General features: G+C 63.1%; 19 protein-coding genes. 17 read left to right on the forward strand and 2 right to left on the reverse strand.

Features of this window, described 5'->3' with window-relative positions:
- Window positions 1–15: 15 nt before the first annotated feature.
- The gene (locus ACM6I6_RS00720) at window positions 16–1,977 is read right to left on the reverse strand and encodes an FAD-dependent oxidoreductase (RefSeq protein ID WP_414919243.1); all 1,962 of its coding nucleotides are present in this window, start codon (window positions 1,975–1,977) and stop codon (window positions 16–18) included.
- Between the two features lie 311 nt (window positions 1,978–2,288).
- On the opposite strand from ACM6I6_RS00720, the gene ACM6I6_RS00725 reads away from it, so the two are divergent.
- The gene (locus tag ACM6I6_RS00725; protein ID WP_323607311.1) at window positions 2,289–3,338 is read left to right on the forward strand and encodes an ABC transporter substrate-binding protein; all 1,050 of its coding nucleotides are present in this window, start codon (window positions 2,289–2,291) and stop codon (window positions 3,336–3,338) included.
- A gap of 77 nt (window positions 3,339–3,415) precedes the next feature.
- On the forward strand, window positions 3,416–4,207 hold the full coding sequence (locus ACM6I6_RS00730) for a class II aldolase/adducin family protein (protein WP_323607310.1): 792 nt from the start codon (window positions 3,416–3,418) through the stop codon (window positions 4,205–4,207).
- Window positions 4,208–4,346: 139 nt separating this feature from the next.
- Here the strand turns inward: ACM6I6_RS00730 and ACM6I6_RS00735 are convergent, their stop codons facing one another.
- Window positions 4,347–4,928: a hypothetical protein gene (locus tag ACM6I6_RS00735; RefSeq protein WP_323607309.1), complete on the reverse strand. Its 582-nt coding sequence runs from the start codon at window positions 4,926–4,928 to the stop codon at window positions 4,347–4,349.
- A gap of 154 nt (window positions 4,929–5,082) precedes the next feature.
- Here ACM6I6_RS00735 and ACM6I6_RS00740 point away from each other — a divergent pair, with 154 nt between their 5' ends.
- The 15 genes from ACM6I6_RS00740 (at window position 5,083) to ACM6I6_RS00810 (ending at window position 25,160) form a co-directional block, all read left to right on the forward strand.
- Window positions 5,083–5,730, forward strand: coding sequence for a TetR family transcriptional regulator C-terminal domain-containing protein (locus tag ACM6I6_RS00740; RefSeq protein WP_323607308.1), 648 nt, complete (start codon window positions 5,083–5,085; stop codon window positions 5,728–5,730).
- Between the two features lie 74 nt (window positions 5,731–5,804).
- Window positions 5,805–6,521, forward strand: coding sequence for a response regulator (locus ACM6I6_RS00745; RefSeq protein ID WP_274075751.1), 717 nt, complete (start codon window positions 5,805–5,807; stop codon window positions 6,519–6,521).
- A 5-nt stretch (window positions 6,522–6,526) separates the two neighbouring features.
- On the forward strand, window positions 6,527–7,300 hold the full coding sequence (locus ACM6I6_RS00750; RefSeq protein WP_323607307.1) for a substrate-binding periplasmic protein: 774 nt from the start codon (window positions 6,527–6,529) through the stop codon (window positions 7,298–7,300).
- On the forward strand, window positions 7,297–9,543 hold the full coding sequence (locus ACM6I6_RS00755; protein WP_323607306.1) for an ATP-binding protein: 2,247 nt from the start codon (window positions 7,297–7,299) through the stop codon (window positions 9,541–9,543). Before ACM6I6_RS00750 ends, ACM6I6_RS00755 begins: the two co-directional genes overlap by 4 nt.
- Before the next feature lie 207 nt (window positions 9,544–9,750).
- Window positions 9,751–11,163: an amino acid permease gene (locus tag ACM6I6_RS00760; protein ID WP_323607305.1), complete on the forward strand. Its 1,413-nt coding sequence runs from the start codon at window positions 9,751–9,753 to the stop codon at window positions 11,161–11,163.
- A 347-nt stretch (window positions 11,164–11,510) separates the two neighbouring features.
- Window positions 11,511–12,302: an enoyl-CoA hydratase/isomerase family protein gene (locus ACM6I6_RS00765; protein WP_406590806.1), complete on the forward strand. Its 792-nt coding sequence runs from the start codon at window positions 11,511–11,513 to the stop codon at window positions 12,300–12,302.
- 43 nt (window positions 12,303–12,345) lie between these two features.
- Window positions 12,346–13,506, forward strand: a complete 1,161-nt coding sequence (locus ACM6I6_RS00770; RefSeq protein WP_274075746.1) for an acyl-CoA dehydrogenase family protein — start codon at window positions 12,346–12,348, stop codon at window positions 13,504–13,506.
- An 18-nt stretch (window positions 13,507–13,524) separates the two neighbouring features.
- A complete protein-coding gene (locus ACM6I6_RS00775) occupies window positions 13,525–15,624 on the forward strand; it encodes an acetate--CoA ligase family protein (protein WP_323607303.1) in 2,100 nt (699 codons plus the stop codon).
- Window positions 15,625–15,634: 10 nt separating this feature from the next.
- Entirely contained in the window at window positions 15,635–17,242 is a 1,608-nt protein-coding gene (locus ACM6I6_RS00780) for a 5-guanidino-2-oxopentanoate decarboxylase (RefSeq protein WP_323607302.1), read from the forward strand.
- A 28-nt stretch (window positions 17,243–17,270) separates the two neighbouring features.
- On the forward strand, window positions 17,271–18,461 hold the full coding sequence (locus ACM6I6_RS00785) for a pyridoxal phosphate-dependent aminotransferase (RefSeq protein ID WP_414919244.1): 1,191 nt from the start codon (window positions 17,271–17,273) through the stop codon (window positions 18,459–18,461).
- Complete coding sequence (locus tag ACM6I6_RS00790; protein WP_414919245.1) at window positions 18,454–19,869, forward strand: aldehyde dehydrogenase family protein; 1,416 nt, start codon at window positions 18,454–18,456, stop codon at window positions 19,867–19,869. The genes ACM6I6_RS00785 and ACM6I6_RS00790 overlap by 8 nt, the downstream gene beginning before the upstream one ends.
- Before the next feature lie 98 nt (window positions 19,870–19,967).
- Complete coding sequence (locus ACM6I6_RS00795) at window positions 19,968–21,569, forward strand: ABC transporter substrate-binding protein (protein WP_414919246.1); 1,602 nt, start codon at window positions 19,968–19,970, stop codon at window positions 21,567–21,569.
- 151 nt (window positions 21,570–21,720) lie between these two features.
- Window positions 21,721–22,680 (forward strand): ABC transporter permease, encoded by a 960-nt coding sequence (locus tag ACM6I6_RS00800; RefSeq protein WP_274075740.1) that lies wholly within the window; start codon window positions 21,721–21,723, stop codon window positions 22,678–22,680.
- A 3-nt stretch (window positions 22,681–22,683) separates the two neighbouring features.
- Window positions 22,684–23,511 (forward strand): ABC transporter permease, encoded by an 828-nt coding sequence (locus tag ACM6I6_RS00805; RefSeq protein WP_414919247.1) that lies wholly within the window; start codon window positions 22,684–22,686, stop codon window positions 23,509–23,511.
- Window positions 23,512–23,513: 2 nt separating this feature from the next.
- On the forward strand, window positions 23,514–25,160 hold the full coding sequence (locus ACM6I6_RS00810) for an ABC transporter ATP-binding protein (RefSeq protein WP_274075738.1): 1,647 nt from the start codon (window positions 23,514–23,516) through the stop codon (window positions 25,158–25,160).
- Window positions 25,161–25,166 lie beyond the last annotated feature (6 nt).

Below are 25,166 nucleotides of genomic sequence, written 5' to 3' on the forward strand. Positions count from 1 at the left end.
GGAGTATAAACAGGCTTAAAGCTCCCACGCGACTTTCAACCCTTCGTAAATCGCTTCTTCGGCGGTACGCGGCGCCAGGCAGTCGCCGATGCGGCGAAATTCCACCAGGCCTTGCAACTCTGCACCCAGGGTATCCACCGGTTGATGGCCCTGGCACAGCACCAGCGTATCGATATTTTCCAGCAACATCGGCTCACCGCTGGCGGTGTGTTGCAGGTAGACCGTGTTGTCGTCGCAGCCGTACAACCGGGCGTAGGGGATGATGGGAATGGCGAGCTTGTGCAGCTCGCCAGCCAGTTGATCGCGCACGTACAGTGGCAGGTTCTCCCCGCAATGGGTGCCATTGACCGCCAGTTGCACCTGATGCCCGGCCCGGGTCAGGCGCTCGGCAATGCCGGGGCCGATCCAGTCGCAGCGCCAGTCGACCACCACCACGGAACGGCCGATCTGCACCTCTTCACGCAGCACTTGCCAGGCATCCACCACCTGCAATTCACCGCCGCGTTCGAAGGGCGGCCAATAGGGCTCGGCACCGGTGGCGACGATCACCATGTCCGGTTTTTCCTGCTCCACCAGGGTGCGGTCGACGCGGGTATTGCGCTCCACACGCACCCCGGCCAGTTCCATTTCCCGCTGCAGGTTGGTGCTGGCGCCGCCGAACTCGCTGCGCCGTGGCAGCAATTGCGCCAGCAACACCTGGCCGCCCAGTTGCGAACTGGCCTCGTACAATGTCACGTCATGCCCGCGCTGGGCGGCGACGGCGGCGGCCTTCATGCCAGCCGGGCCACCGCCGGCGATCATGATGCGTTTGCGTTTTGCAGTTGGTTGGCGCTGACCAAAAGTCAGTTCACGGCCGGTTTCCGGGTGCTGGATGCAGGAGATCGGCAAGCCCTTGTGGAAGTGCCCGATGCACGCCTGATTGCAGGCAATGCAGGCGCGCACATCTTCGACGTGGCCGGTGTCGGTCTTGTTGGGCATCTGCGGGTCACAGATCAGCGCCCGGGTCATGCCGCACACATCGGCCTGGCCCCGGGCCAGAATCAACTCGGCCTCCTGGGGCTGGTTGATGCGCCCGGTGACGAACAAGGGAATGTTCAAGCCAGCCTTGAAGGTGCCGGCCTCCTTGGCCAGGTACGCCGCTTCGATCGCCATCGGCGGCACGATGTGCACCGCACCACCGAGGGATGCCGAAGTACCGGCGACGATGTGCACGTAATCCAGCTGCCCTTGCAGCGATTGTACGGCGGTCAATGATTCGTCTTCGGTCAGCCCTTCAGGATCGCGCTCATCGGCGGAGATGCGCAGCCCGATGATGAATTGCTCATCAGTCGCCGCGCGCACGGCGGCAATGACTTCGCGCAGGAAACGCAAACGCTGTTCCAGCTCACCGTTGTAGCCATCGGTACGGCGGTTGACCCGCGGGTTGATGAATTGCGCCGGCAGGTAACCGTGACTGGCGACCACTTCCACGCCATCGATGCCGGCCTGGTGCAGGCGTCGGGCAGCAGCGGCATAACCGGCGACGATCTCGTCGATCATCGCCTGGTCCAGCGCCCGTGGCATCACCCGGAAACGCTCGTTGGGCACCGCCGACGCCGAGTAGGCCACCGCCAGCAGGCCATCGCTGGACTCCATGATTTCCCGCCCCGGATGGAACACTTGCGACAGCACCACCGTGCCGTGGGCATGGCAGGTTTGCGCGAGTTTGCGGTAGCCCTCGATGCATTCATCGTCGGTGGCCATCAGCACATGGGAGGTGTAGCGCGCACTGTCATGCACCCCGGCCACTTGCAGCACGATCAGCCCGGCACCGCCTTCGGCACGCGCCTTGTGATAGGCAATCAGTTGCTCGTTGACCAGGTTGTCGGTGGGCATCGAGGTGTCGTGACCGCTGGACATGATGCGGTTTTTCAGGCGCTTGCCACGGATCTGCAAGGGTTCGAACAGGTGCGCGAAGGCAGGGGACGGGCTCGGCATGGTGCGGTTACTCCGGCGGCTGACCTGTAGGAGCAAGCTTGCTCGCGATGGACGTTAACGATGACGCGTGTTGTCTGGATAAACGCATCGCCCTCAAGTCCATCGCGAGCAAGCTCGCTCCTACAGAGGCATCAGGTTTTCGTTGTTGTTGTTTGGTCTATAGAAATTTACCTTCAGTAAAAAATCAACTTGTTTTTTTACTGGGCCTTGAGTAGTTTCGTTTCGAGCCCGCTCCTGGGGCGACCCTCACCAACAATAAAAAAGGGCCATGCCGACCTGCAGTCGCCTGGCACCTGCACGAGGAACCACTGATGAAATCGAATACGCTCAAGCACGGTTTTTATCCCTTGGCGTTGACCTTGGCCATGGGCCTGGGCAGCGCACAGGCAGCATCGGAGATGGTGGTGGTCGGTTACGGCGGCGCCGGACAAAAAGCCCAGGACGTGGCGTTCTTCCAGCCTTTTGCCGCCGTGGATCAGAGCAAGGTGATCCAGAGTGAATACAACGGCGAGATGGCGAAAATCAAAGTCATGGTCGACACCGGCAACGTCGACTGGGACGTGGTGCAGATCGAAGGCCCGGACCTGATGCGCGGTTGCGAGGAAGGCATGTACGAGCGGCTGGACTGGACCCGTCTGGGGCAAGCCGACCAGTTGATCCCCGAGGCGGCGCAGGAATGCGGTTCCGCCGCGCTGGTGTGGAGCGTGGCCATTGCCTACGACACCGACAAACTGGCCCAGGCCCCGACCTCCTGGGCAGACTTCTGGGACGTGAAGAAAACCCCCGGCAAGCGTGGGCTGCGTAAACGCGCGGTGTACAACCTGGAGTTCGCCTTGCTGGCGGACGGGGTCAAGGTCGATGAGGTGTACAAGGTGCTTGGCACCCCGCAGGGCGTGGACCGGGCATTTGCCAAACTCACGGAACTCAAGCCATACATCCAGTGGTGGGAGGCGGGCGCGCAACCGCCGCAATGGCTGACCGCCGGCGATGTGGTGATGACCTCGACCTACAGCGGGCGCATTGCCGACGCCGCGCAGAAAGGTAGCCACCTGGGTCTGGTCTGGCCCGGCAGCCTGTACGGCATGGACTACTGGGCGATCATCAAGGGCTCCCGGCACGTCGACCAGGCCAAGCGTTTCATCGCCTTCGCCAACCAGCCGGATGCCCAGGTGAAATACGTCGAGCAGATCCCCTACGGCCCGACCAACATCCAGGCTGCCGCGCGTCTCGATGACAAACTGGCACAGTGGGTGCCCACGGCGCCGCAGAACCTCAAGGGCGCGTTGTCGATGAACGTCGAATTCTGGGTCGACCATGGCGAAGAACTGGAAGAGCGCTTCAACGCCTGGGCCAGCAAATAAGTCGCGAGGATGGCTGGACGTGTCGAAGCGTCCAGTCTTACTGTCTGCCCAGCCGAACTGCCTGGAGAATCCGCCCGATGAACAACATCGCCACACCCCTGACCACCCCTGAATGCAGCGTGACCGAACAGCGCCTGCGCGAAGAACTGGCGGCCTGTTATCGCCTGATTGCGCACTTTCGCATGACCGACCTGATCTTCACCCACATCTCGGTGCGTATTCCGGGACCTGAGCATCACTTCCTGATCAATCCCTACGGGCTGATGTTCGACGAAATCACCGCGTCCAACCTGGTCAAGATCGACCTCGATGGCCGCGCCGTCGAGCCGTCGCCGTACCCGGTGAACCCGGCCGGGTTCGTGATCCACAGCGCCATTCACGGCGCCCGGGAAGATGCGCAGTGCGTGCTGCACACCCACACCAAGTCCGGTTGTGCGGTGGCGGCGCTCAAGTGCGGGTTGTTGCCGGTGAACCAGATTTCCATGGAGTTCTATGGCCGGGTTGCCTACCACGACTACGAAGGCGTGGCGCTGGACATGAGTGAGCAGCAACGGTTGGTGGCGGACATGGGCGACAAGCCGGTATTGATGCTGCGTAACCACGGCCTGCTGACCGTGGGCGAAACCGTCAGCCAGGCATTTTTGCGCATGTATTACCTGGAAAAGGCTTGCGAAATCCAGCTGGCGGCGCAGGCGGCTGGCGAGGTGGTGTTGCCACCGGATGAGGTTTGTGCGCATACCGAGCGGCAGTTCAATGATCCGGGGCGGCCGCTTGAGGAGGGGGAGTTGAGCGATCCGGATGCGATGCAATTGGCTTGGGCGGCGTTGTTGAGGTTGTTGGAGCGGGTGGCGCCGGGGTATCGGGATTGATCTGAATGCTCGGTTGTACGGGCTGGCCTCATCGCTGGCAAGCCAGCTCCTACAGGGGTAATGGGTGTACGCAGAATCCGTGACCAACGCGTAACCTGTAGGAGCTGGCTTGCCAGCGATGGCGGCGGACCTGCCAACTTCACAACCCTGGCCTGGCCCCAAGGCACGCGTGTTTCAACCCTTGATTGTCTTGCGGCAACGAAAATGTAGCGGTCAGTGGTTTCCCGCCTGTTTTCGCCGGGGCCAACGAAAGTTTCAGCGGCTGTCCGCGCGAAGCATCGCTCAGCCAATACTCCAGCTCAGACGGTGCAATGTCCGTACTGATCGAAAACAAGTCCCCTACCTGGAAAGCCCCGCCAGCGGTCCAGCTGCCGGAAACCCGATGCTCGACGCTGGGACGTGTTCCCGTGGTGATCTGCAGGGGCCCATCGGCGGTTGCATCGGGACCTTCAAAGGGATCGCTGTCAAAACCCAGGGATGCCGGTGCGATCTGCAGGGTCAAACGGGCTGTTTGGGAACAACTGATCTGCAACGTGGCATTGACGCGATAATCCCCATAGGCACTGTCCCCGAAGGTCCGTGCGGTGAGCAGGGCATTCCCGGCGTAGGGTTGTTCCAGCAACCACACCGGGTGCACCGGTTGGATCACCTCGATCCCGGCAGCGGCGAAGGGTGACAGGCACAGGGCAGCCAATGCGGTATTGCGAAGTGAGCAAATCATGAAGGTGTATTAAATGGCGAGGCGGACGGTGAGGGTAATACGCAATCTAATGTAGGAGCCAGGCTTGCCTGCGAAGAACGATTACACGATGTGGCAGCCAAACCGCCTCTTGCTGTACAGTCGTTCAACGATGGACAAACCAGGAGCGTCGCCCATGAACCAGGAAGCCCGTTTTTCTCGCATGGAACCGGAGTTGCGCAAAGCCAACCTGATCGAGGCGACGCTGGTGTGCCTCAAGCGCCATGGCTTCCAGGGCGCGTCGATCCGCAAGATTTCCGCCGAGGCGGGTGTGTCGGTGGGGCTGATCAGCCATCACTATTCGGGCAAGGACGAACTGGTGGCCGAGGCCTACATGGCGATCACCGGGCGCGTCATGACCCTGCTGCGCGATGCCATGGAGCAAGCGGCGCCCAATGCCCGCGAGCGCCTGTCGGCGTTTTTCCGCGGTTCGTTCTCCGCCGAATTGCTCGACCCGCAGCTGATCGACGCCTGGCTCGCCTTCTGGGGCGCGGTGAAAACCGCCGAGGCGATCAATCAGGCCCACGATCATTCCTATGGCGAGTACCGCGCGATCCTGGGCAAGGTGCTCAGGGAATTGGCGCAGGAGGAGGGCTGGGAGAATTTCGATGCCGATCTGGCCGCGATCAGCCTCAGCGCACTGCTCGATGGCCTGTGGCTGGAGTCCGGGCTCAACCCCGGGACCTTTACCCCCGAGCAGGGCATGCAGATTTGCGAGGCCTGGGTCGATGGTTTGCAGGCCGGCGGCCGCCAGCGTTTTTGCCTGCAGACGAGCAGCTGTTGATCACCCGTTCAGCAGTGGCTACTCTCTGCCGCTGATGCAGTCCCCCTAATAAGAAACAAGCAGGACACCCAGCAATGACTCCTCGGGTACTGATCGTCGATGACGATCCGCTGATTCGCGAACTGTTGCATGCCTACCTGTCCCAGGAAGGCTACGACGTGCATTGCGCCGCCACGGCGGAACTGGCCGAAACCTTCCTGGCCAACCAGGCGGTCGACCTGGTCATGCTCGATATCCGCCTGCCGGGCAAGGACGGCCTGACCCTGACCCGCGAACTGCGGGTGCGCTCGGAAGTCGGGATCATCCTGATCACCGGTCGCAACGACGAAATCGACCGCATCGTCGGCCTCGAATGCGGCGCTGACGACTACGTGATCAAGCCCCTCAACCCGCGGGAACTGGTGTCCCGGGCAAAAAACCTGATTCGCCGGGTCCGCCATGCGCAAACGCCACAGCCGGTCGCCGCCGTCGCCAAACCGGTCAAACAGTTCGCCGGCTGGGCACTGGACACCGACCGCCGACGCCTGATCGACCCGGCCGGCTGCGAGACCTTGCTGACCCACGGCGAATACCAGTTGCTCAGCGTGTTCTTGCGCAACAGCGGCCACACCCTCAGCCGCGACCAGTTGATGGACCAGATCCGCAACCGCGAATGGGTGCCCAACGACCGCTCGATCGACGTGCTGGTCGGGCGCCTGCGCCGCAAGTTGCACGACGATCCCGCCGAACCGCAGCTGATCATCACCATCCACGGCGCCGGGTACCTGTTCACTGCCAGCCTGGCGGCGTGACGGCAGTGAGGCGCTGGCTCTGGGTAGTGCTGGTGTTGTCGGCGGGCACGGTGCAGGCCGCGGAAAAAATCCGCTACTGCGATTACCCGGTGTATCCGCCGATTTCCTGGAGCGACGGCAAGCAGGTCCGCGGTCTGGCGCCGAGCGTGGTCAAGCAGTTGTTCAGCCAGCTCGGCTACGAGGTCGAGGTCGTGGTGTTGGGCAACTGGAAACGCTGCCTGCTCGACGCCGCCGAAGGCCGGGTCGATGTGGTGCTGGCCTACAGCACCGCGCAACGGGAACAGAGCATGCTGTTTTCCAGCGTACCGGTGCTGCGCGAAGAAGTGGCGTTGTTCATCAATCGCCAGCATCCGGTGAAGTTCGAACACCTGCAGGACCTGGCCCATTACCGTGGCGGCCTGCTGTTCGGTGAAAGCTACGGCGTGGCGTTCGATCGCATGGTCGCGCAGCACAACAACATCGAATGGGTCGCCAGCAGCCGGCAGAACTTCGGCAAGCTGATTCGCGGGCGCATCGATTTCATCACCCAGGAGCGCCGCACCGGCGAGCTGTACGTGGAAAACCTGCCCGGCGCCGAGGACATCGTCGCCTTGCCCAAGGCCCTGAGCGTGGACTACCTGCGGGTCGCCGTTTCCCGCCGCTCGCCACTGGCCGCACAGATGCCGCAGATCGATGCGCAGTTGCAGCGCATGGTCGATGCCGGTGATGTCGAGCGCCTGCTCAATGAAAGCGAAGTCACCTACCGCGACATGATCAACCTGCCGGCGGACGCGCAATGATTCGCGCGCGTCCCGGCGGACTGTTGCGGCGCCTGCTGCTGTTCATTCTGCTGTTCAGCCTGTGTTTTACCGTGCTGGCCAGCAGCGTGCAGCTGTACATCGAGTATCGCCGGGAAATGCGCGAGATCGACTCGCGCATGGAGCTGATCCGCGCCGGTTACCTGGCCAGCCTGGAGCGCAGCCTCTGGGATCTGGACGAGGAGCAGTTGAAGGTGCAGTTGCGCGGTCTGGTGGATTTCTCCGACGTCGCCAGGGTGCATTTGACCGGTGCCGATTTCGACCTGGTGCAAGGCAACCCCGCGCCTGCAGGGCCGTTGCGTATCGAGCGTTTTGCCCTGGATTACCAACCGCCTTCCGGCCCGTTGCGTCATCTCGGCGAACTGCAGGTCAGCACCGATTTGGGGGCGGTGTATCAACGCCTGTATGCCACCGGCCTGACCAACCTGTTGTGGATGGCGGTGTTTTTCTGCGGCCTGTCGGTGGCGCTGTCGGGCCTGTTCTATCGGCTGGTGACCCGCCACCTGAAAGTCATGGCCGAATTTGCCCGGCGCATTGCCGCCGGGCAATGGCACGAGCCGTTGCGCCTGGACAAGCGGCGCAGCGCGCAGAACGACGAGATCGACACCGTGGCCCATGCCCTCGACGACATGCGCAGGGCGATCCTCAGTGACATCGACCGCCGGGAAACCGACCGCCTGGCCCTGCAGGACAACCGCGATGAATTGCTACGAATGGTCGAGCGCCGCACCGCCAGCCTGATGCGCGCCAAGGACGAAGCCGAAGCGGCCAACCTCGCCAAGTCGCGGTTCCTGGCGACCATGAGCCACGAACTGCGCACGCCGCTCAACGGTATCCTGGGCATGGCCGAATTATTGCGTGGTGCCCGTCTCGAACCGCAGGACGGCAAGCGCCTGGATGCGCTGCACAAGGCCGGCGAGGGTCTGCTGACCATCCTCAACGAAGTGCTGTATTTCGCCAAGCTGGAGGAGGGGACCAGCCTGCCTGAACCGGTAAATTTCTCCATTCGCCAATTGCTCGACGAAGTCCTCACGTTGCTCGAACCCAAGGCGCTGGACAACGACACGGTCCTCAATTGCCGGGTCGATCAGCAGGTCGCCGAGCATCACCACGGCGCCGAGCAATACTTGCGGCAAGTGTTGAGCAACCTGTTGGCCAACGCGATCAAGTTCACTGAAGGCGGCGACGTCAGTGTCGAAGTGGCGTTGCTTGCGCCCGGCCAACGTTTGCGGGTGAGTGTCACGGACAATGGCATTGGCATTGCCCCGGCGATGCAGGCGAAGATCTTCGAACGCTTCACCCAGGCCAGCGAAGAAGTCGCCCAGCGTTATGGCGGCACGGGATTGGGCTTGGCCATCTGCAAACACCTGGTGGAGAAGATCGGCGGTTGCATCGGCGTCAGCAGCGAAATCGGGCGCGGTAGTTGTTTCTGGTTCGAAGTGACGCTGCAGCCGGCGATCGCTGCTGTGAACCCGGCACCGACCCAGATGGCGGGCCCGGCGCTGGACATCCTGGTGGTCGAGGACGTGGCGCTCAACCGTGAAGTCGCCGAGGGCCTGCTGCGACGGGACGGGCATGGGGTCTGGCTGGCTATCGATGCTGAACAGGCTTTGGTGCAATGCGCGGCGCGGACGTTCGACCTGATTTTGCTGGATGTGCACCTGCCGGGGATGAGTGGCGTCCAGTTGTGCCAACAGATCCGTAGCGACGACGGACCGAACCGGCAAACACGTATCTTTGCCCTGACCGCCAGCGTGCAACCGGCGCTGGTGCGCGGTTACCTGGATGCCGGCATGGATGGCATCCTGGCCAAACCCTTGAAGCTGGAAAACCTGCGACAGGTGCTGGCGGGGCAGGCTACTCCCGCCCCGTCGCCGGTAGACGATGAAGCGATGGACTGGCCCTTGCTGCAAACCCATCGCACCTTGCTCGGCGAACAGAAAGTACAGGGCCTGCTGGCCGTGCTGCGCGATTCGATCCTGCAACACCGTGAGGCACTGGGCGAAGCCATCGAAGCCGACGATTGCACCGAAGTTGCACAGCTTGCCCACCGTTTGGCCGGCAGCAGCGATTCCCTGGGGTTTCGGGCATTTGCCTCGGTATTACGCACATTGGAAGAGGCGGCGCTGGGCAATGATGAACCGACGATTCGAGCGCTGGTGCCCGCCGTCGAAGTACAACTGCAACGTTCACTGCATACCCTCAAAGGCCTGTTGCAGAGCTGACGTACATTTTTGTTACGACTTTCTACAACTTCGATCTTTACGTACAACGCGACCTTACATGGCTTTCCAATAATCGACGCAACCGCCGCAGCGCGGTCTTCGAAGCTTATTGGAGATAATAATAATGAATTGCCGTAAAGCTCCTTCCTCCCTGCGCCGTGACGACCTGTCATGCGCTGTCCGTGCCACCGACTCGAGGTGCCGGGCATGAACGAATCCACTGATCGTAAAGGCATCCAACTGACCCGCGCCCTGAAAAGCCGGCACATTTTCATGCTGTCCCTGGGCGGCGTGATCGGCACCGGGCTGTTCATGGGGTCCGGGGTGACCATCAACCAGGGCGGGCCGGTGGGGGCGATCCTGGCGTACCTGGTTGCCGGTTTCCTGATGTACCTGGTGATGGTCTGCCTGGGCGAACTGTCGGTGCAGATGCCGGTGTCCGGTTCGTTCCAGACCCACGCCACCAAATTCATCGGCCCGGCCACCGGCTTCATGATTGGCTGGGTGTACTGGATGAGCTGGGCCACCACCGTGGGCCTGGAATTCACCGCCGCCGGGATGCTGATGACCCGCTGGTTCCCGGCGGTGCCGATCTGGTACTGGTCGGCGCTGTTCGTGGTGGTGCTGTTCGGTATCAATGCCCTGGCGACCCGTGCCTTCGGTGAAGCGGAATACTGGTTCTCCGGGATCAAGGTCGCGGCGATTCTCGGGTTCATCGTGGTCGGCGTGCTGGTGATCTTCGGTGTGATGCCGCTGAGCAGTGGCGCACCGGCGCCGATGGCAACCAATCTGATCGGTGATTCGCTGTTCCCCAACGGCCTGTCCGCGGTGTTCGCGGTGATGATGACCGTAGTCTATGCCTTCCAGGGCTGCGAGATAATGGGTGTGGCGGCGGGTGAAACCGATCAGCCGGAAAAAAGCATTCCCCGTGCAGTGCGCAACGTGGTGTTCCGTGTACTGATCTTTTACGTGCTGGCTATTATCGTCTTGTCGGCGATCGTGCCGTGGCAGCAGGCGGGGCTGATGGAAAGCCCGTTCGTGCAGGTGTTCGACATGGTCGGCATTCCCTACGCCGCCGACCTGATGAACTTCGTGATCCTCACGGCGATCCTGTCGGTGGGCAACTCCGGCCTGTATGCCTCGACGCGCATCCTGTGGGCCATGTCGAAAACCGGCATGGCGCCGAAAAGTCTTTCGCCATTGAGCAAGCGCGGCGTGCCGTTGCGCGCCTTGAGCATCACCCTGTGCTTTGCGCTGGTGTCGCTGATGACCAGTTTCGTCGCCGCCGACACCTTGTTCATGGTGTTGATGGCAGTGAGCGGGATGTCGGGCACCGTGACCTGGATTGTCATCGCACTGGCGCAGTACAAGTTCCGCAAGGCCTACCTGCGTGACGGCGGCCAACTCAGCGACCTGAAATACCGCGCACCGTGGTTCCCGGTGTTGCCGCTGATGTGCATCGCACTGTGCTGCTCGCTGTTCGTGTTCCTGGCACTGGATGAAACCCAGCGGCCATCGCTGTATTGGGGCTTTGGATTCATTGCGCTGTGTTATGGCGCGTACTTCCTGATCCATCGCAAGCGCGGGGCGGTGCTGGCGCCGAGCCTGCCGACTGTTTAACTCCTTCTATCACACACATTCCCTGTGGGAGCGGGCTTGCTCGCGAAAGCGCTGTGTCAGTCACCAATAATGTTGACTGACAGGGCCTCTTCGCGAGCAAGCCCGCTCCCACATTGGTTTTGTGGTGGGCAATAGATCTGCGTCCTGTCGCCAGTTGTTCGAAGTTGTAACAGCAGCAGAGGCGCATCCCTCGAAATCTGAAAAAAAACTAATAAAACCAATGTGTTATTGAATATTCGAGCGTGTTACAGCCCATTTCTCCACCGATTGCCGCCTTACTGAACACTCGTTTAGTATGGCCTCAAGTCGCATCACCTCAGACCAATCACAATAATTCGAGGACTCGCATGACTACTCATGATTCGCTGCTCAGTCAGGTCGAAGCCGGCGTCGCCTGGATCACCCTCAATCGCACCGCCCAGCGCAATGCGCTGGACATTCCGACCTTGAAAAACCTGCACGCCTTGCTCGACACCTTCAACGCCGATCCGGCGGTGCGCGTGGTGGTCTTGACCGGCAGCGGTCGCAGCTTCTGCGCCGGCGCCGACCTGGCGGAATGGGCCGAAGCCGAAGCCCGTGGCGCCCTGGAAACCTACGGCTGGACCGAAACCGCCCACGCCCTGATGACCCGCCTGCACAGCCTGGAAAAACCGACCATCGCCGCGATCAACGGCACCGCCGTCGGCGCCGGGATGGACCTGACCCTGTGCTGCGACCTGCGCATCGCCGGGCAATCGGCTCGGTTCAAGGCCGGCTACACCAGCATGGCGTACTCGCCGGACGCCGGCGCCAGTTGGCACTTGCCACGGCTGATCGGCACCGAGCAAGCCAAGCGCTTGCTGTTCCTCGACGAATTGTGGGGCGCCGACCGCGCCCTGGCCGCCGGGCTGGTCGGCGAAGTCTGCGCCGACGAGCAGCTGCTGAGCGTCACTGGCGAACTCGCCGCACGCCTGGCCGCCGGGCCGACCTTTGCTTTCGCCCAGACCAAAAAGCTCATGCGCGAAGGCGCCGAGCGCAACTTGCCCGAGCAACTGCAAGCGGAACTGGCCGCCGGCCTGCTTTGTGGGCGCAGTGAAGACGGCAACGAAGCCCTGCGCGCCGCCACGGAAAAACGCCCGGCACGTTTTATCGGTCGCTAAATCTCGGCAAACCTCTCATTGCACACGAACAACAGGTAGCAGCATGAATTTCCAACTGACCCAAGAACAAGAAATGTTGGTGGACTCGGTACGCAGCTTCGTCGAGAAGGAACTGCTGCCCTATGAAACCGAGGTCGACCGCGCCGACGAAGTCTCCCCGCAGCTGGCCGCGCAGATCCGCGGCAAGGCGATCGCCGCCGGTTTCTATGCCTTCAACATGCCGGAGGAGGTGGGCGGTGGTGGCCTGGACTACCTGTCCCAGGCACTGATCGAACGTGAGCTTTCCAAGGTTTCCTGGGCGCTGCACGTTTTCGTTGCGCGGCCGTCGAAAATCCTCATGGCCTGCACCGGCGAGCAGATCAACGACTACCTGTTGCCGTGTATCCAGGGTGAGAAAATCGACTGCTTCGCGCTGACCGAACCGGGCGCCGGCTCCGACGCCAACGCGATCAAGACCCGCGCTGTGCGTGAGGGCGACGACTTCGTGCTCAACGGCAGCAAGCACTTCATCAGCCACGCCGGCCACGCCGATTTCGCCATCGTCTTCGCCGTCACTGACACTTACGAACACAACGGCCGCAAGCGCAACGCCGTGACCTCGTTCCTGGTCGACCGCAACACCCCGGGCATGACCATCCGCCGGGGTCCCAAGTGCGTGAGCAACCGCGGTTACCACACCTTCGAAATGTTCTTCGACGACTGCCGCGTGCCGGCCAATAAAGTCCTGGGCGAAGTCGGCAAGGGTTGGGACGTGGCCAACGCCTGGCTCACCGCCGGCCGGGTCATGGTCGCCGCCAACTGCGTGGGCCAGGCGCAACGGGCGCTGGACGTGTCGCTGCAATGGGCGGCGGATCGCAAACAGTTCGGCCAGGCCATCGGCAACTTCCAGGGCGTGTCGTTCAAGCTGGCTGACATGGCCACGCAGATTCGCGCTGCCGAGCTGCTGACCCTGCACACCGCCTGGAAAATGGACCAGGGCACCATGACCGACGGCGAGGCCGGCATGGCCAAGCTGTTCGCCAGCGAAGTGCTCGGTCGCGCGGCCGACGAGGCGGTGCAGATTTTTGGCGGCATGGGCCTGATGGACGAAAGTCCGGTGGAACGCATCTGGCGTAACGCGCGGATCGAGCGGGTCTGGGAAGGCACCTCGGAAATCCAGCGGCACATCATTTCCCGCGAACTGCTGCGGCCGCTGCTGCGCTGATCGGCCCGGAGAATTCCCATGTCCCAGACCATTCGTGACAACCTCAAGCGCATGCTCGCGCCCCGGCATGTGGCCTTTGTCGGCGGCCGCAGCATGGCCCGCGCCCTCAAGCGCTGCGCCGAGGGCGGCTACCCAGGACAGATGTGGCTGGTCAACCCGCAGCACGACAGCCTCGAAGGCGTGCCGTGCGTGCGCAGCGTTGCCGACCTGCCGTGCGGGCCCGACGCGGTGTTCATCGCCACCAACCGTGACCTGACCCTGACCTGCGTCGCGGAGCTTGCGGCCATCGGCACCGGCGGCGCGATCTGCTACGCCTCGGGTTTCGCCGAGACCGGCGCCGAAGGCCAGGCCCTGCAACAGCAATTGCTCGAAGCCGCGGGCGAGATGGCCTTGCTCGGCCCCAACTGCTACGGCCTGCTCGACTACCTGCACAGCAGCGCGCTGTGGCCGGTGGCCCATGGCGGCAAAGCGGTGGAGAAGGGCGTGGCGGTGCTGACCCAGAGCGGCAACTTCGCCTACAACCTGTCCATGAGCGACCGCTCGCTGCCGGTGGCCTACATGGCCTCGGTGGGCAACCAGGCGCAACTGGGCGTGGCCGAACTGATGGACGTTCTGCTCGACGAGCCGCGTGTCACCGCCATCGGCCTGCACCTGGAAGGCCTGAAGAACGTCCCGGGATTCGCCCGCGCCGCGCACAAGGCGCTGGAGAAGGGCATCCCGATCATCGCACTGAAAACCGGCGTGTCGCAGATCGGCGCTGAACTGGCCCTGAGTCACACCAGTTCGCTGTCCGGTTCCGATGCGTTGTACGACGCGCTGTTCGATCGCCTCGGGGTGATTCGCGTCAGCGGCCCGGTGAGCTTCGTCGAAACCCTGAAAGCGGCGGCCTGCGGCAACTTGCCGGCGGGCAACAGCCTGATCGCGCTGGCCTGTTCCGGTGGCGATGCTGGTTTGATCGCCGACTACGCGGAACGCAATGAACTGGCTTTGCCCAAGCTCGATGCCGGGCAAGTCGGCGAACTGGCCGAGGTGCTGCCCAGCTACGCCAACCTGGTCAACCCGCTGGATTTCACCACGGCGATCTGGGGCGACGGCGAGGCGCTGAACCGCATGCTCGACAGCGCCCTGCGCACCGAAGCCGATGCGGCGATGCTGGTGCTCGACTATCCGGCGGAGTTTACCGGCGAGCGCAAGGAGTGCGACCTGCTGCTGGACCTGTACTGCAAGGCGCTGGTGCGGCATGGCAAGACCGGATTCGTCACCTCGGCATTCCCGGAACTGTTGCCGGCCCACGCCCGCGAGCAGTTGCATGCCCAAGGTGTGGCGGCATTGCAAGGCGTGGAAGACGGCTTGGCTGCCTGGGGCCGCATCGCCGGTTATCAGCGCAACCGCCAGGCGTTGCTGGCGCTGGGCGAATCGGCCCTCGTGCCACTCTGCCCGCAAGCGCTGGAAGGCGAAGGACAGCTGCTCAATGAGTGGGACTCGAAACAGGCGTTGCGTGCGTTCGGTCTACCGACACCCAATGGTGTATTGAGCAACCCGGACAACGCGCTGAACGATGCCCAGGCACTGGGTTATCCGCTGGTATTGAAAGCCGTGAGTGCACAGTTGCCGCACAAGACTGAAGCCGGCGCCGTGGCCCTGAACCTCGAGGACAGCGCCGCCCTGAGCGCTGCCCTGGAAAACATGCGGGCGAACATTGCCGCGTACGCGCCGGACGTGCCCTTCGATCAAGTGCTGCTGGAGCCGATGGCCAAGCCACCGCTGGCCGAACTGATCGTCGGCATCAAGCGCGAAAACGATTTTGGCCTGGCGCTGGTGATTGGCGCGGGCGGGATTCTGGTGGAGTTGCTCAAGGACAGTCGCAGCCTGTTGCTGCCGACCACCGACGGCGCAATTCGCCAGGCCTTGCTGAGCCTGCGCAGCGCCCCGTTGCTGCAAGGTTTTCGTGGGCGCGAAGTGGCGGACCTGGACGCACTGGTGGCGGCGATCCGCGCCGTGGCCGACTACGCCTGCGAAAACGCCGCGCAGTTGCTGGAACTCGATGTGAACCCATTGTTGGTCGGCGCCCATGGCACGACCGCGGTCGATGCGTTGATTCGCATCGCTCATGCGTGAGGACCTGAACATGCAAGACAAAACCTTGACCGGTGGCCAGGCGCTGGTGCGTCTGCTGGCCAACTACGGTGTCGATACCGTGTTCGGCATTCCCGGCGTGCACACCCTTGAGCTGTATCGCGGCCTGCCCGGTAGCGGCATTCGCCACGTGCTGACCCGCCATGAACAGGGCGCCAGTTTCATGGCCGACGGCTATGCCCGGGTCAGTGGCAAACCCGGCGTGTGCTTCGTCATCACCGGCCCCGGCGTGACCAACGCCGCCACCGGTATCGGCCAGGCCTATGCCGACTCTATTCCGATGCTGGTGATTTCCAGCGTCAACCACACCGCCAGCCTCGGCAAGGGCTGGGGCATCCTGCACGAGTGCCAGGACCAGCGCGCCATGACCGCGCCGATCACCGCGTTCTCCGCCGTCGCCTTGTCCGCCGAAGACCTGCCGCAATTGATCGCCCGTGCCTATGCGGTGTTCGACAGCGAGCGTCCACGGCCGGTGCATATTTCGGTGCCGCTGGACGTGTTGTCGGCACCCGTGGCGCGAGACTGGAGCAATGACGTGGTGCGTCGTCCGGGGCGTGGTCCGGCGTCCGCCACTGCACTGGATCAAGCCGTGGCCAAGCTCAACGGCGCAAAGCGTCCGATGATCATCGCCGGTGGTGGTGCCTTGAATGCGGCGAAAGAACTGAATGAACTCAGCACTCGACTGGCCGCGCCGCTGTTCACCAGCGTTGCCGGCAAGGGCCTGTTGCCACCCGACGCGTCGCTCAATGCCGGTTCGTCCCTGTGCGTAGAGCCGGGCTGGAACTTGATCGCCGAAGCCGACGTGGTGCTGGCGGTCGGCACCGAAATGGCCGATACCGATTACTGGCGTGAACGCCTGCCGCTCAACGCTGAACTCCTGCGTGTGGATATCGATCCGCGCAAATTCAACGATTTCTACCCCTGTACGGTGGCGTTGCAGGGTGATGCCCAACAAACCCTCAGCGGTTTGCTGGAGCGTCTGCCAAACGATGTACGGGATGCCAGCGCAGCGGTTGCCTCGGTCGCCGCATTGCATGAAGCGGTCAAGGCCAGCCATGGCTCGTTGCAGTTGATCCATCAAGCCATCCTTGATCGCATCGCTGCCGAACTGCCGCAAGACGCCTTCATCAGTACCGACATGACCCAGCTGGCCTACACCGGCAACTACGCCTTCGCCAGCCAGGCCACCCGCAGCTGGTTGCATCCGACCGGTTACGGCACCTTGGGCTACGGCTTGCCGGCCGGTATCGGCGCCAAGTTCGGTGCACCGCAACGGCCAGGCCTGGTGCTGGTGGGCGATGGCGGTTTCCTCTACACCGCGCAAGAACTGGCCACTGCGGTCGAGGAGCTGGATAGCCCGCTGGTGGTGCTGCTGTGGAACAACGACGCCCTGGGGCAGATCCGCGACGACATGCTTGGCCTGGACATCGAGCCGATCGGCGTACTGCCGCGTAATCCGGATTTCGCCGCCCTTGGCCGTGCCTTCGGTTGCTCCGTAACCCAGCCGCAGAACCTCGCGGAACTGCAAACCGACCTGCGCCTGGGCTTCAAGCGCAACGGGGTCACCCTGATCGAACTCAAGCACGCATGCGTTCGCTGACGTTCAACTTTTTAGAGGGAGTAGGGCCATGCGCTTTTCCGATCTGACGCAACGAATCGCCGGTGACGGCGCCGCCGCCTGGGATATTCACTACCGCGCGCTGGCATTGCGCGAGCAGGGCGAAGACATCCTGCTGCTGTCCGTGGGCGACCCGGATTTCGACACGCCACAACCCATCGTCCAGGGGGCGATCGATAGCCTGCTGGCCGGCAACACCCATTACGCTGATGTACGCGGCAAGCGCGCTTTGCGCGAAGCCATCGCCCGGCGTCATCAGAAGCGCAGCGGCCAGGTCGTTTCGGCCGATGAGGTCACGGTGCTGGCCGGGGCGCAATGCGCGTTGTTCTGCGTCGCCCAGTGCGTGCTCAATCCCGGCGATGAAGTGATAGTCGCCGAGCCGATGTACGTCACTTACGAAGCGGTGTTCGGCGCATGCGGTGCCAAGGTCGTGCCGGTGCCGGTGCGTTCCGAGAACGGTTTCCGGGTACTGCCGGAAGACGTCGCCGCCCGCATCACCCCGCGTACCCGTGCACTGGCGCTGAACAGTCCGCACAACCCGTCGGGCGCGAGCCTGCCGCGCAGCACCTGGCAAGCCTTGGCGGAACTGTGCATCGCCCACGACCTGTGGCTGATTTCCGATGAGGTCTACAGCGAGCTGCTGTTCGAGGGCGAACACGTCAGCCCGGCGAGCCTGCCGGGCATGGCCGAGCGCACCGCGACCCTCAACAGCCTGTCGAAATCCCACGCCATGACCGGTTGGCGCGTCGGTTGGGTGGTGGCGTCGCCGTCCCTGACCGCGCACCTGGAAAACCTCGCGCTGTGCATGCTCTATGGTTCGCCGGACTTCGTTCAGGACGCTGCCGTGGTGGCGCTGGAAAGCAACTTGCCGGAACTGGACGCCATGCGCGAAGCCTATCGCCAGCGCCGCGACCTGGTGTGTGAATCCCTGGCCGATTGCCCGGGCGTACGTGCCCTGAAGCCCGACGGCGGGATGTTCGTGATGGTCGATATCCGCGAAACCGGGCTCAGCGCCCAGGCATTTGCCGACCGTCTGCTCGATCGCCACGGTGTTTCGGTACTGGCCGGTGAAGCCTTCGGGCCGAGTGCGGCCGGGCACATTCGCCTCGGCCTGGTGGTCGGCGCCGGTCCGCTGCGCGATGCCTGTCAGCGCATCGCCCGTTGTGCCCATGAACTGATGGAGGCCCAGCTGCATGCTTAACCACAAGGCACTGTTTATCGATGGCCGCTGGATTACCCCGTCGGGCCAGGGCATCGCCGAGGTGATCAACCCGGCCACCGAAGAAGTCGCCGGCAGCGTGCCCCTGGGCGACGAATGCGATGTCGACAACGCCGTGGCCGCCGCACGCAAGGCCTTTGGTCCATGGTCGCGCACGCCGTCGAGCGTGCGTGCCGGCTACATCCGCGCGCTGGCAGAACAACTGCGCGCCCGCGCCGATGAAATGGCCGCGGTGATCACCACTGAGCTGGGCATGCCGGTGCAATGGTGCCGTTCGGTGCAGGTGGACGGGCCGATCGTTGGCCTGGAGCAGTACGTCGAACTCGCCGGCCTGATGGACGAAGTGCGCGAGGTCGGCAACTCGCTGGTGATTCGTGAGGCGGTGGGTGTCTGTGCGTTCATCAATCCGTGGAATTACCCGCTGCACCAGTTGATCGGCAAACTCGCTCCGGCCCTGGCTGCCGGGTGCACGGTGGTGGTCAAGCCGAGTCAGGAAACGCCGCTGCATGCCTTCCTGCTGGCGCAGATGATCGAGGCCATCGGCCTGCCGGCCGGGGTGTTCAACCTGGTCAGCGGGCCCGGTTCGAAAGTTGGCGAAGCGTTGGCCAAACACCCGGATGTGGACATGGTGTCGTTCACCGGTTCCACCGGCGCCGGGGTGCGGGTCGCGCAAGCGGCGGCACCTTCGGTCAAGCGGGTGTGCCTGGAACTGGGCGGCAAGTCGCCGCTGCTGATTGCCGAGGACGCCGACCTGGCTGCCGCCGTGCGTTATGGCGTGCAGGACGTGATGATCAACTCCGGCCAGACCTGCACGGCGCTGACGCGCATGCTGCTGCCGGCCAGTCGGTATGCCGAGGCCGTCGAACTGGCGTTGGCAGAAACCTTGAGCCTGCGCATGGGCGATCCCCTCGACCCGCAAAGTTTTCTCGGCCCGATGTGTTCGGCCGGCCAGCGCCGTACCGTGCTCGATTACATCAAGGTCGGCCAGGAGGAAGGCGCGCGGCTGCTGTGCGGCGGCGATTCGTCCGCGGCATTCGAACGGGGCTATTACGTCAGCCCGACGCTGTTCGCCGATGTCGACAACCGCATGCGCATCGCGCAGGAAGAGATCTTCGGCCCGGTACTGTGCCTGATCCCCTATGCCGATGAGGCGCAGGCGATCCAGCTCGCCAACGACTCGCCGTTCGGCCTGTCCAGCGGCGTCTGGGCCGGCAGTGCCGAACGAGCCCTGCAATTGGGCCGGCAACTGCGGGCGGGCCAGTGCTTTGTCAATGGCGCGGCATTCAATTACCAGGCGCCTTTCGGCGGCTACAAACAATCCGGTAACGGACGTGAATGGGGGGAAGAGGGGCTCAACGAATTCGTCGAAGTGAAGGCGATCCAGGTGTGACTGTTGGCGATTCAAAGGTTATGCGCACCGGGCCTTGGCCCGGTGTCTTGCGTGGTGTTGAACCGGTATTCCATTAGTTTTTGATCAGGGGCAATGCAATGAGCGATAACAAAAACAAGATTACTCAAGCGAACCAAGAATTCAGTTTCCCGCGCAGAGACTTCCTGAAGTACAGCGCGGCAGCTGCGGCGGTGGCCGGAGCGTTCTCCATGGGCCTGCCGTTTGGCGCCATGGCTGCAGAGGCGACACCGAAACCCGGCGGCGTGCTGCGCCTGGGCCTGGCGGGTGCCAGCACCACCGACTCGAAAGACCCTGGCTCCTGGGTCGACACCTTCACCTTTGTCGGCTTCTCGGCGATCTATAACACCCTGACTGAAATCGCCGTAGACGGCTCGGCCATCCCCGAACTGGCTGAAAGCTGGACCTCAACCCCCGACGCACGCGTCTGGACCTTCAAGTTGCGCCAGGGTGTGACCTTCCACAACGGCAAGACCCTGACCGCCGACGATGTGGTCGCCTCGATCCAGCATCACCTCGGAGAAAAATCCAGCTCGGCGGCCAAGACCGTGTTGGGCGATGTGGCCAAGGTCAGCGCCAACGGCAGTGACAGCGTGGTGTTCGAGCTGCATTCGGGCAATGCCGACTTCACCTACGTGGTCGCCGATTACCATCTGGTGATCATGCCGAGCAAGGACGGCGTGCCGGACTGGCAAGCCGGCGTCGGCACCGGCGGTTATCGTCTCAAGGACTTCGAGCCGGGTGTGCGCATGACCCTGGAACGCAGCCCGGATTACTGGAAAGCCGGGCGGGCGCACTTCGCTGGCGCCGAGCTGGTCGCGATCGGCGATGGCGCCGCGCGAATCAACGCGTTGGTCACGGGCCAGGTAGACGTGATCAACAAGGTCGACCTCAAGACCGTGGCGCTGCTCAAGCGCAACCCGAACCTGGTGATCGAAGAAACCAAAGGCGCCCAGCACTACACCTTCCCGATGCTCACCGATAGCCAGGTGTTCCAGAACAACGATGTGCGCCTGGCGATGAAGCACGCGATCAACCGCGAAACCCTGCTGGCGTCGGTGCTGTACGGCTATGGCCTGGTGGGCAACGATCACCCGATCCAGCCCGGCAGCCGCTTCATCAACACGGCGCTGGAGCAACGTACCTACGATCCGGACAAGGCGCGCTTTCACCTGAAGCAGGCCGGCCTGGATTCGCTCAAGGTCCGCCTGCAGGCCTCCGACGCGGCGTACAGCGGGGCAGTCGATGCCTCGGTGCTGTTCAAGGAGCAGGCGCGGGCGGCGGGGATCGACATCGACGTGGTGCGCGAGCCGGCCGACGGTTTCTTCTCCAACGTCTGGATGAAGCAACCCTTCACCACCTCGTTCTGGTACAGCAGCCTGACCGCCGACCGCATGTTCAGCATCGGCTACGCCAAGGGCGCGGCATGGAACGAAACCCATTGGGACAACCCGCGTTTCAACCAACTGCTCAACGCCGCCCGGGGCGAAATGAACGAGCCGCTGCGCCGCGAGATGTACAACGAAATGCAGGCGCTGTGCCGCGATGACGGCGGGGCGATCGTGCCGTTGTTCGCAAGCTCGGTGGCGGCGCGTTCGAACAAGGTGGCACACGGCGGACAGACCGCGCCTTACGGTGAACTCGACGGTTTGCGCGTCATCGAGCGCTGGTGGCAGGCGTAATTCCAAGATCCCTGTAGGAGCTGGCTTGCCAGCGAAGGCGTCGGCACAGGCAACATTGATGTTGGATGACCTACCGCTTTCGCTGGCAAGCCAGCTCCTACAGGGGTAATTCGCTGCTTTCAAAGACGTGCCCATTTCAAGGAACCGCACGATGAGAAGTATTTTCAAGCTATTAGGGCAGCGCCTGGCATTAGGCTTGCTGTCCCTGTTCGCCGTTTCAGTCATCATCTTCCTCGCCGTAGGACTGCTCCCGGGCGATATCGCCCAGGCCATGCTCGGCCAGTCCGCCACCCCGGAAACCGTGGCGGCCTACCGTGCGCAACTGGGCCTGGACCTGCCGCCCCTGACCCGTTTCGGTCACTGGATCTGGCAATTGCTGCACGGTGACCTGGGCGTGTCACTGGCCAACCAGCGGCCGATCGCCGATCTGGTCGGCAATCGCCTGGGCAACACCTTCAGCCTGGCCTTGCTGGCGGCCATGGTCTCGGTGCCGCTGGCCTTATTGCTGGGGATGCTCGCAGCCTTGTATCGCAACAGCTGGTTCGACCGCCTGCTCAACACCTCGGCCCTGAGCGCGGTGTCGTTCCCCGAGTTCTTCGTCGCCTACATCCTGATCCTGGTGTTCGCGGTGAAGCTCAACTGGTTCCCGAGCATTTCCAATCTCTCGCCGAACGCCTCGCTGGGCGAGGTACTGGAGCGCTCGGTGCTGCCGGTGGCGACCCTGAGCCTGGTGGTGATCGCGCAGATGATGCGCATGACCCGCGCCTCGCTGATCAACCTGCTGGCCAGCCCCTACATCGAAATGGCCCGGCTCAAGGGCATCAGCCAGTCGCGGATCATTTTCCGCCATGCCTTGCCCAATGCGCTGGCACCGATCGTCAACGTGGTGGCGCTGAACCTGGCGTACCTGGTGGTCGGCGTGGTGGTGGTCGAGGTGGTGTTTGTCTATCCGGGCCTCGGCCAGTTGCTGGTGGACTCGGTGGCCAAGCGCGACATCCCGGTGGTGCAGGCCTGCAGCCTGATCTTTGCCGCGACTTACATCCTGCTCAATACCAGCGCCGACGTGCTGTCGATTGCCAGCAACCCGCGTCTGATGCATCCAAAGGGGTAGACCATGAGCCTGCTTAAAACTTTGCACCGGGCGCCGCTGAGTGCGCAGTTCGGTTTGCTGGTGATCGTTGTGTACATCCTGGTGGCGTTGTTTGCCGAGGTCCTCGCACCGTTTGGCGAAACCCAGGTGGTGGGCGAGGGCTTCGCGCCGTGGGGCGGGCAGTTCCTGTTGGGCACCGATAACCTGGGACGCGACATGTTCAGCCGCCTGGTCTATGGCGCGCGCAACACCTTGGGCATTGCCTTCCTGACCACGGTGCTGGCGTTCCTGTTGGGCGGCACCTGCGGCCTGATTGCGGCGATCAAGGGCGGTGCGATCGACCAGGGGCTGTCGCGGGTGGTGGACATCCTGATGGCCATTCCACAACTGATTTTTGCCTTGCTGATTCTCAGTGTGGTCGGCACCAACGCGACATCGCTGGTGCTGGTGATCGCGCTGCTGGATGCGACCCGGGTGTTTCGCCTGTCCCGGGCGGTAGCGATGAACGTGGTGGTGCAGGACTTCGTCGAGGCTGCGCGCCTGCGCGGTGAAGGCCTGTACTGGCTGGTGACCCGCGAGGTACTGCCCAACGCGGCGGCGCCGCTGATTGCCGAATTCGGCCTGCGGTTCTGCTTCGTGTTCCTGTTCATCAGTGCGCTGTCGTTCCTCGGCCTGGGCATCCAGCCGCCCACCGCCGACTGGGGCAGCATGGTGCGCGACAACGCCGTGCTGATCACTTTCGGCGACATCAGTCCATTACTGCCCGCCCTGGCCGTGGCGCTGATCACGGTCAGCGTCAACTTCGTCGTCGACTGGATGCTGCACAAATCCAGCGGCCTCAAGGAATGCTGAACATGACGACCTCCAAACCCTTGCTGGAAATCCGCAACCTGCACATCGAAGGCCACTACGAGGACGCCTGGCATCCGTTGATCAAGGGCATCGACCTGACCCTGCAACGCGGTGAGGTGCTGGGGCTGATCGGCGAATCGGGGGCGGGCAAATCGACCCTCGGCCTGTCCGCCATGGGCTATACCCGCGACGGCTGCAAGATTACCGGCGGTACCGTGCATTTCGACGGCATCGACCTGCTCAAGGCCAGGCCCGAAGCCCTGCGTAAGCTGCGCGGTTTGCGCATCGCCTACGTCGCGCAAAGTGCCGCGGCTTCGTTCAATCCGGCTCACCGCCTGATCGATCAACATGTCGAGACGGCGGTGAAAAACGGCGGCATCAGCCGCGAACAGGCCATGCGCGAGGCTGTGGAGTTGTATCGCGTGCTGCGCTTGCCCAACCCCGAACAGATCGGCCAGCGTTACCCGCATCAGGTCTCCGGCGGCCAGTTGCAGCGGGTCATGACTGCCATGGCGATGGCCTGCCACCCGGACCTGATCATCTTCGACGAACCGACCACCGCCCTCGACGTCACGACCCAGATCGAGGTGCTGGCAGCGATTCGCGATGCGGTGAAGACCTACGGCAGTGCGGCGATCTACATCAGCCACGACCTCGCGGTGGTGGCGCAGATGGCCGACCGCATCATGGTGCTGCGCCATGGCAAGCTGGTGGAAGAGGCCGAGACCCGCAAGATGCTCGGTGACCCGCAGGAGGACTACACCAAGTCGTTATGGGCGGTGCGCAGTTTCCGCACCGAACCCAAGGCGTTGCCACAGCAGGAGCAACCGCTTCTGGAGTTGCGCCAGAGTTGCGCCAGTTACGGTCATCAACCGGTGCTGCACGACGTTTCCTTGAAGCTGTATCGTGGCCAGACCCTGGCGGTCATCGGCGAATCCGGCAGCGGCAAAAGCTCCACCGCGCGACTGATTACCGGCTTGCTGCCGCCTACTTACGGCGAGGTGCTGTATGACGGCCAACTGCTGCCAGCGGACTTCCGCCAACGCAGCAAGGAGCAACTGCGGCGCATCCAGATGATTTATCAGATCCCCGACACGGCGCTGAACCCACGCCAGCGCATCGTCGACATCATCGGCCGGCCGCTGACCTTTTATCTCGGGCTCAAGGGCAAAGCCATGCGTGCGCGGGTCGCCGAGCTGCTGGAAATGATTGAGCTGGACCCGGCGACCTTCATGGAGCGTCAGCCCCGTGAATTGTCCGGCGGGCAGAAACAGCGGATCTGCATTGCCCGGGCCCTGGCGGCCGATCCGCAGCTGATCATCTGCGACGAAGTCACCTCGGCCCTCGATCAGCTGGTGGCCGAAGGCGTGCTCAAGCTGCTCAACCGCATTCAGCAACAGCTCGGCGTGGCCTACCTGTTCATCACCCATGACGTCGCCACCGTGCGGGCGATCGCCGACGAAGTGCTGGTGATGCAACGGGGCAGGGTGGTGGATCATGGCTCGCGCAGTGCTATTTTCACCCCACCGCATCAGGACTACACCGGATTGCTGTTTTCCTCCGAACCGCAAATGGACCCCGACTGGCTCGACCGCTTGCTGGCCAGCCGTGCTACCCCGAATTCAAACCCTACGCTGGAAAAAGTCTAAGGAATT

The organism is Pseudomonas sp. IT-P218 (assembly GCF_949767605.1).
Taxonomy (GTDB): domain Bacteria; phylum Pseudomonadota; class Gammaproteobacteria; order Pseudomonadales; family Pseudomonadaceae; genus Aquipseudomonas; species Aquipseudomonas putida_AE.

Excerpts from the sequence above, each read along its gene's own strand:
- ACM6I6_RS00760 (WP_323607305.1), top strand. The coding sequence starts at position 9,751 with ATGAACGAATCCACTGATCGTAAAGGCATCCAACTGACCCGCGCCCTG.
- ACM6I6_RS00800 (WP_274075740.1), top strand. The coding sequence starts at position 21,721 with ATGAGAAGTATTTTCAAGCTATTAGGGCAGCGCCTGGCATTAGGCTTG.
- ACM6I6_RS00765 (WP_406590806.1), top strand. The coding sequence starts at position 11,511 with ATGACTACTCATGATTCGCTGCTCAGTCAGGTCGAAGCCGGCGTCGCC.
- ACM6I6_RS00775 (WP_323607303.1), top strand. The coding sequence starts at position 13,525 with ATGTCCCAGACCATTCGTGACAACCTCAAGCGCATGCTCGCGCCCCGG.
- ACM6I6_RS00730 (WP_323607310.1), top strand. The coding sequence starts at position 3,416 with ATGAACAACATCGCCACACCCCTGACCACCCCTGAATGCAGCGTGACC.
- ACM6I6_RS00805 (WP_414919247.1), top strand. The coding sequence starts at position 22,684 with ATGAGCCTGCTTAAAACTTTGCACCGGGCGCCGCTGAGTGCGCAGTTC.
- ACM6I6_RS00795 (WP_414919246.1), top strand. The coding sequence starts at position 19,968 with ATGAGCGATAACAAAAACAAGATTACTCAAGCGAACCAAGAATTCAGT.
- ACM6I6_RS00740 (WP_323607308.1), top strand. The coding sequence starts at position 5,083 with ATGAACCAGGAAGCCCGTTTTTCTCGCATGGAACCGGAGTTGCGCAAA.
- ACM6I6_RS00720 (WP_414919243.1), bottom strand. The coding sequence starts at position 1,977 with ATGCCGAGCCCGTCCCCTGCCTTCGCGCACCTGTTCGAACCCTTGCAG.
- ACM6I6_RS00755 (WP_323607306.1), top strand. The coding sequence starts at position 7,297 with ATGATTCGCGCGCGTCCCGGCGGACTGTTGCGGCGCCTGCTGCTGTTC.
- ACM6I6_RS00785 (WP_414919244.1), top strand. The coding sequence starts at position 17,271 with ATGCGCTTTTCCGATCTGACGCAACGAATCGCCGGTGACGGCGCCGCC.
- ACM6I6_RS00790 (WP_414919245.1), top strand. The coding sequence starts at position 18,454 with ATGCTTAACCACAAGGCACTGTTTATCGATGGCCGCTGGATTACCCCG.
- ACM6I6_RS00770 (WP_274075746.1), top strand. The coding sequence starts at position 12,346 with ATGAATTTCCAACTGACCCAAGAACAAGAAATGTTGGTGGACTCGGTA.
- ACM6I6_RS00810 (WP_274075738.1), top strand. The coding sequence starts at position 23,514 with ATGACGACCTCCAAACCCTTGCTGGAAATCCGCAACCTGCACATCGAA.
- ACM6I6_RS00735 (WP_323607309.1), bottom strand. The coding sequence starts at position 4,928 with ATGATTTGCTCACTTCGCAATACCGCATTGGCTGCCCTGTGCCTGTCA.
- ACM6I6_RS00780 (WP_323607302.1), top strand. The coding sequence starts at position 15,635 with ATGCAAGACAAAACCTTGACCGGTGGCCAGGCGCTGGTGCGTCTGCTG.
- ACM6I6_RS00745 (WP_274075751.1), top strand. The coding sequence starts at position 5,805 with ATGACTCCTCGGGTACTGATCGTCGATGACGATCCGCTGATTCGCGAA.
- ACM6I6_RS00725 (WP_323607311.1), top strand. The coding sequence starts at position 2,289 with ATGAAATCGAATACGCTCAAGCACGGTTTTTATCCCTTGGCGTTGACC.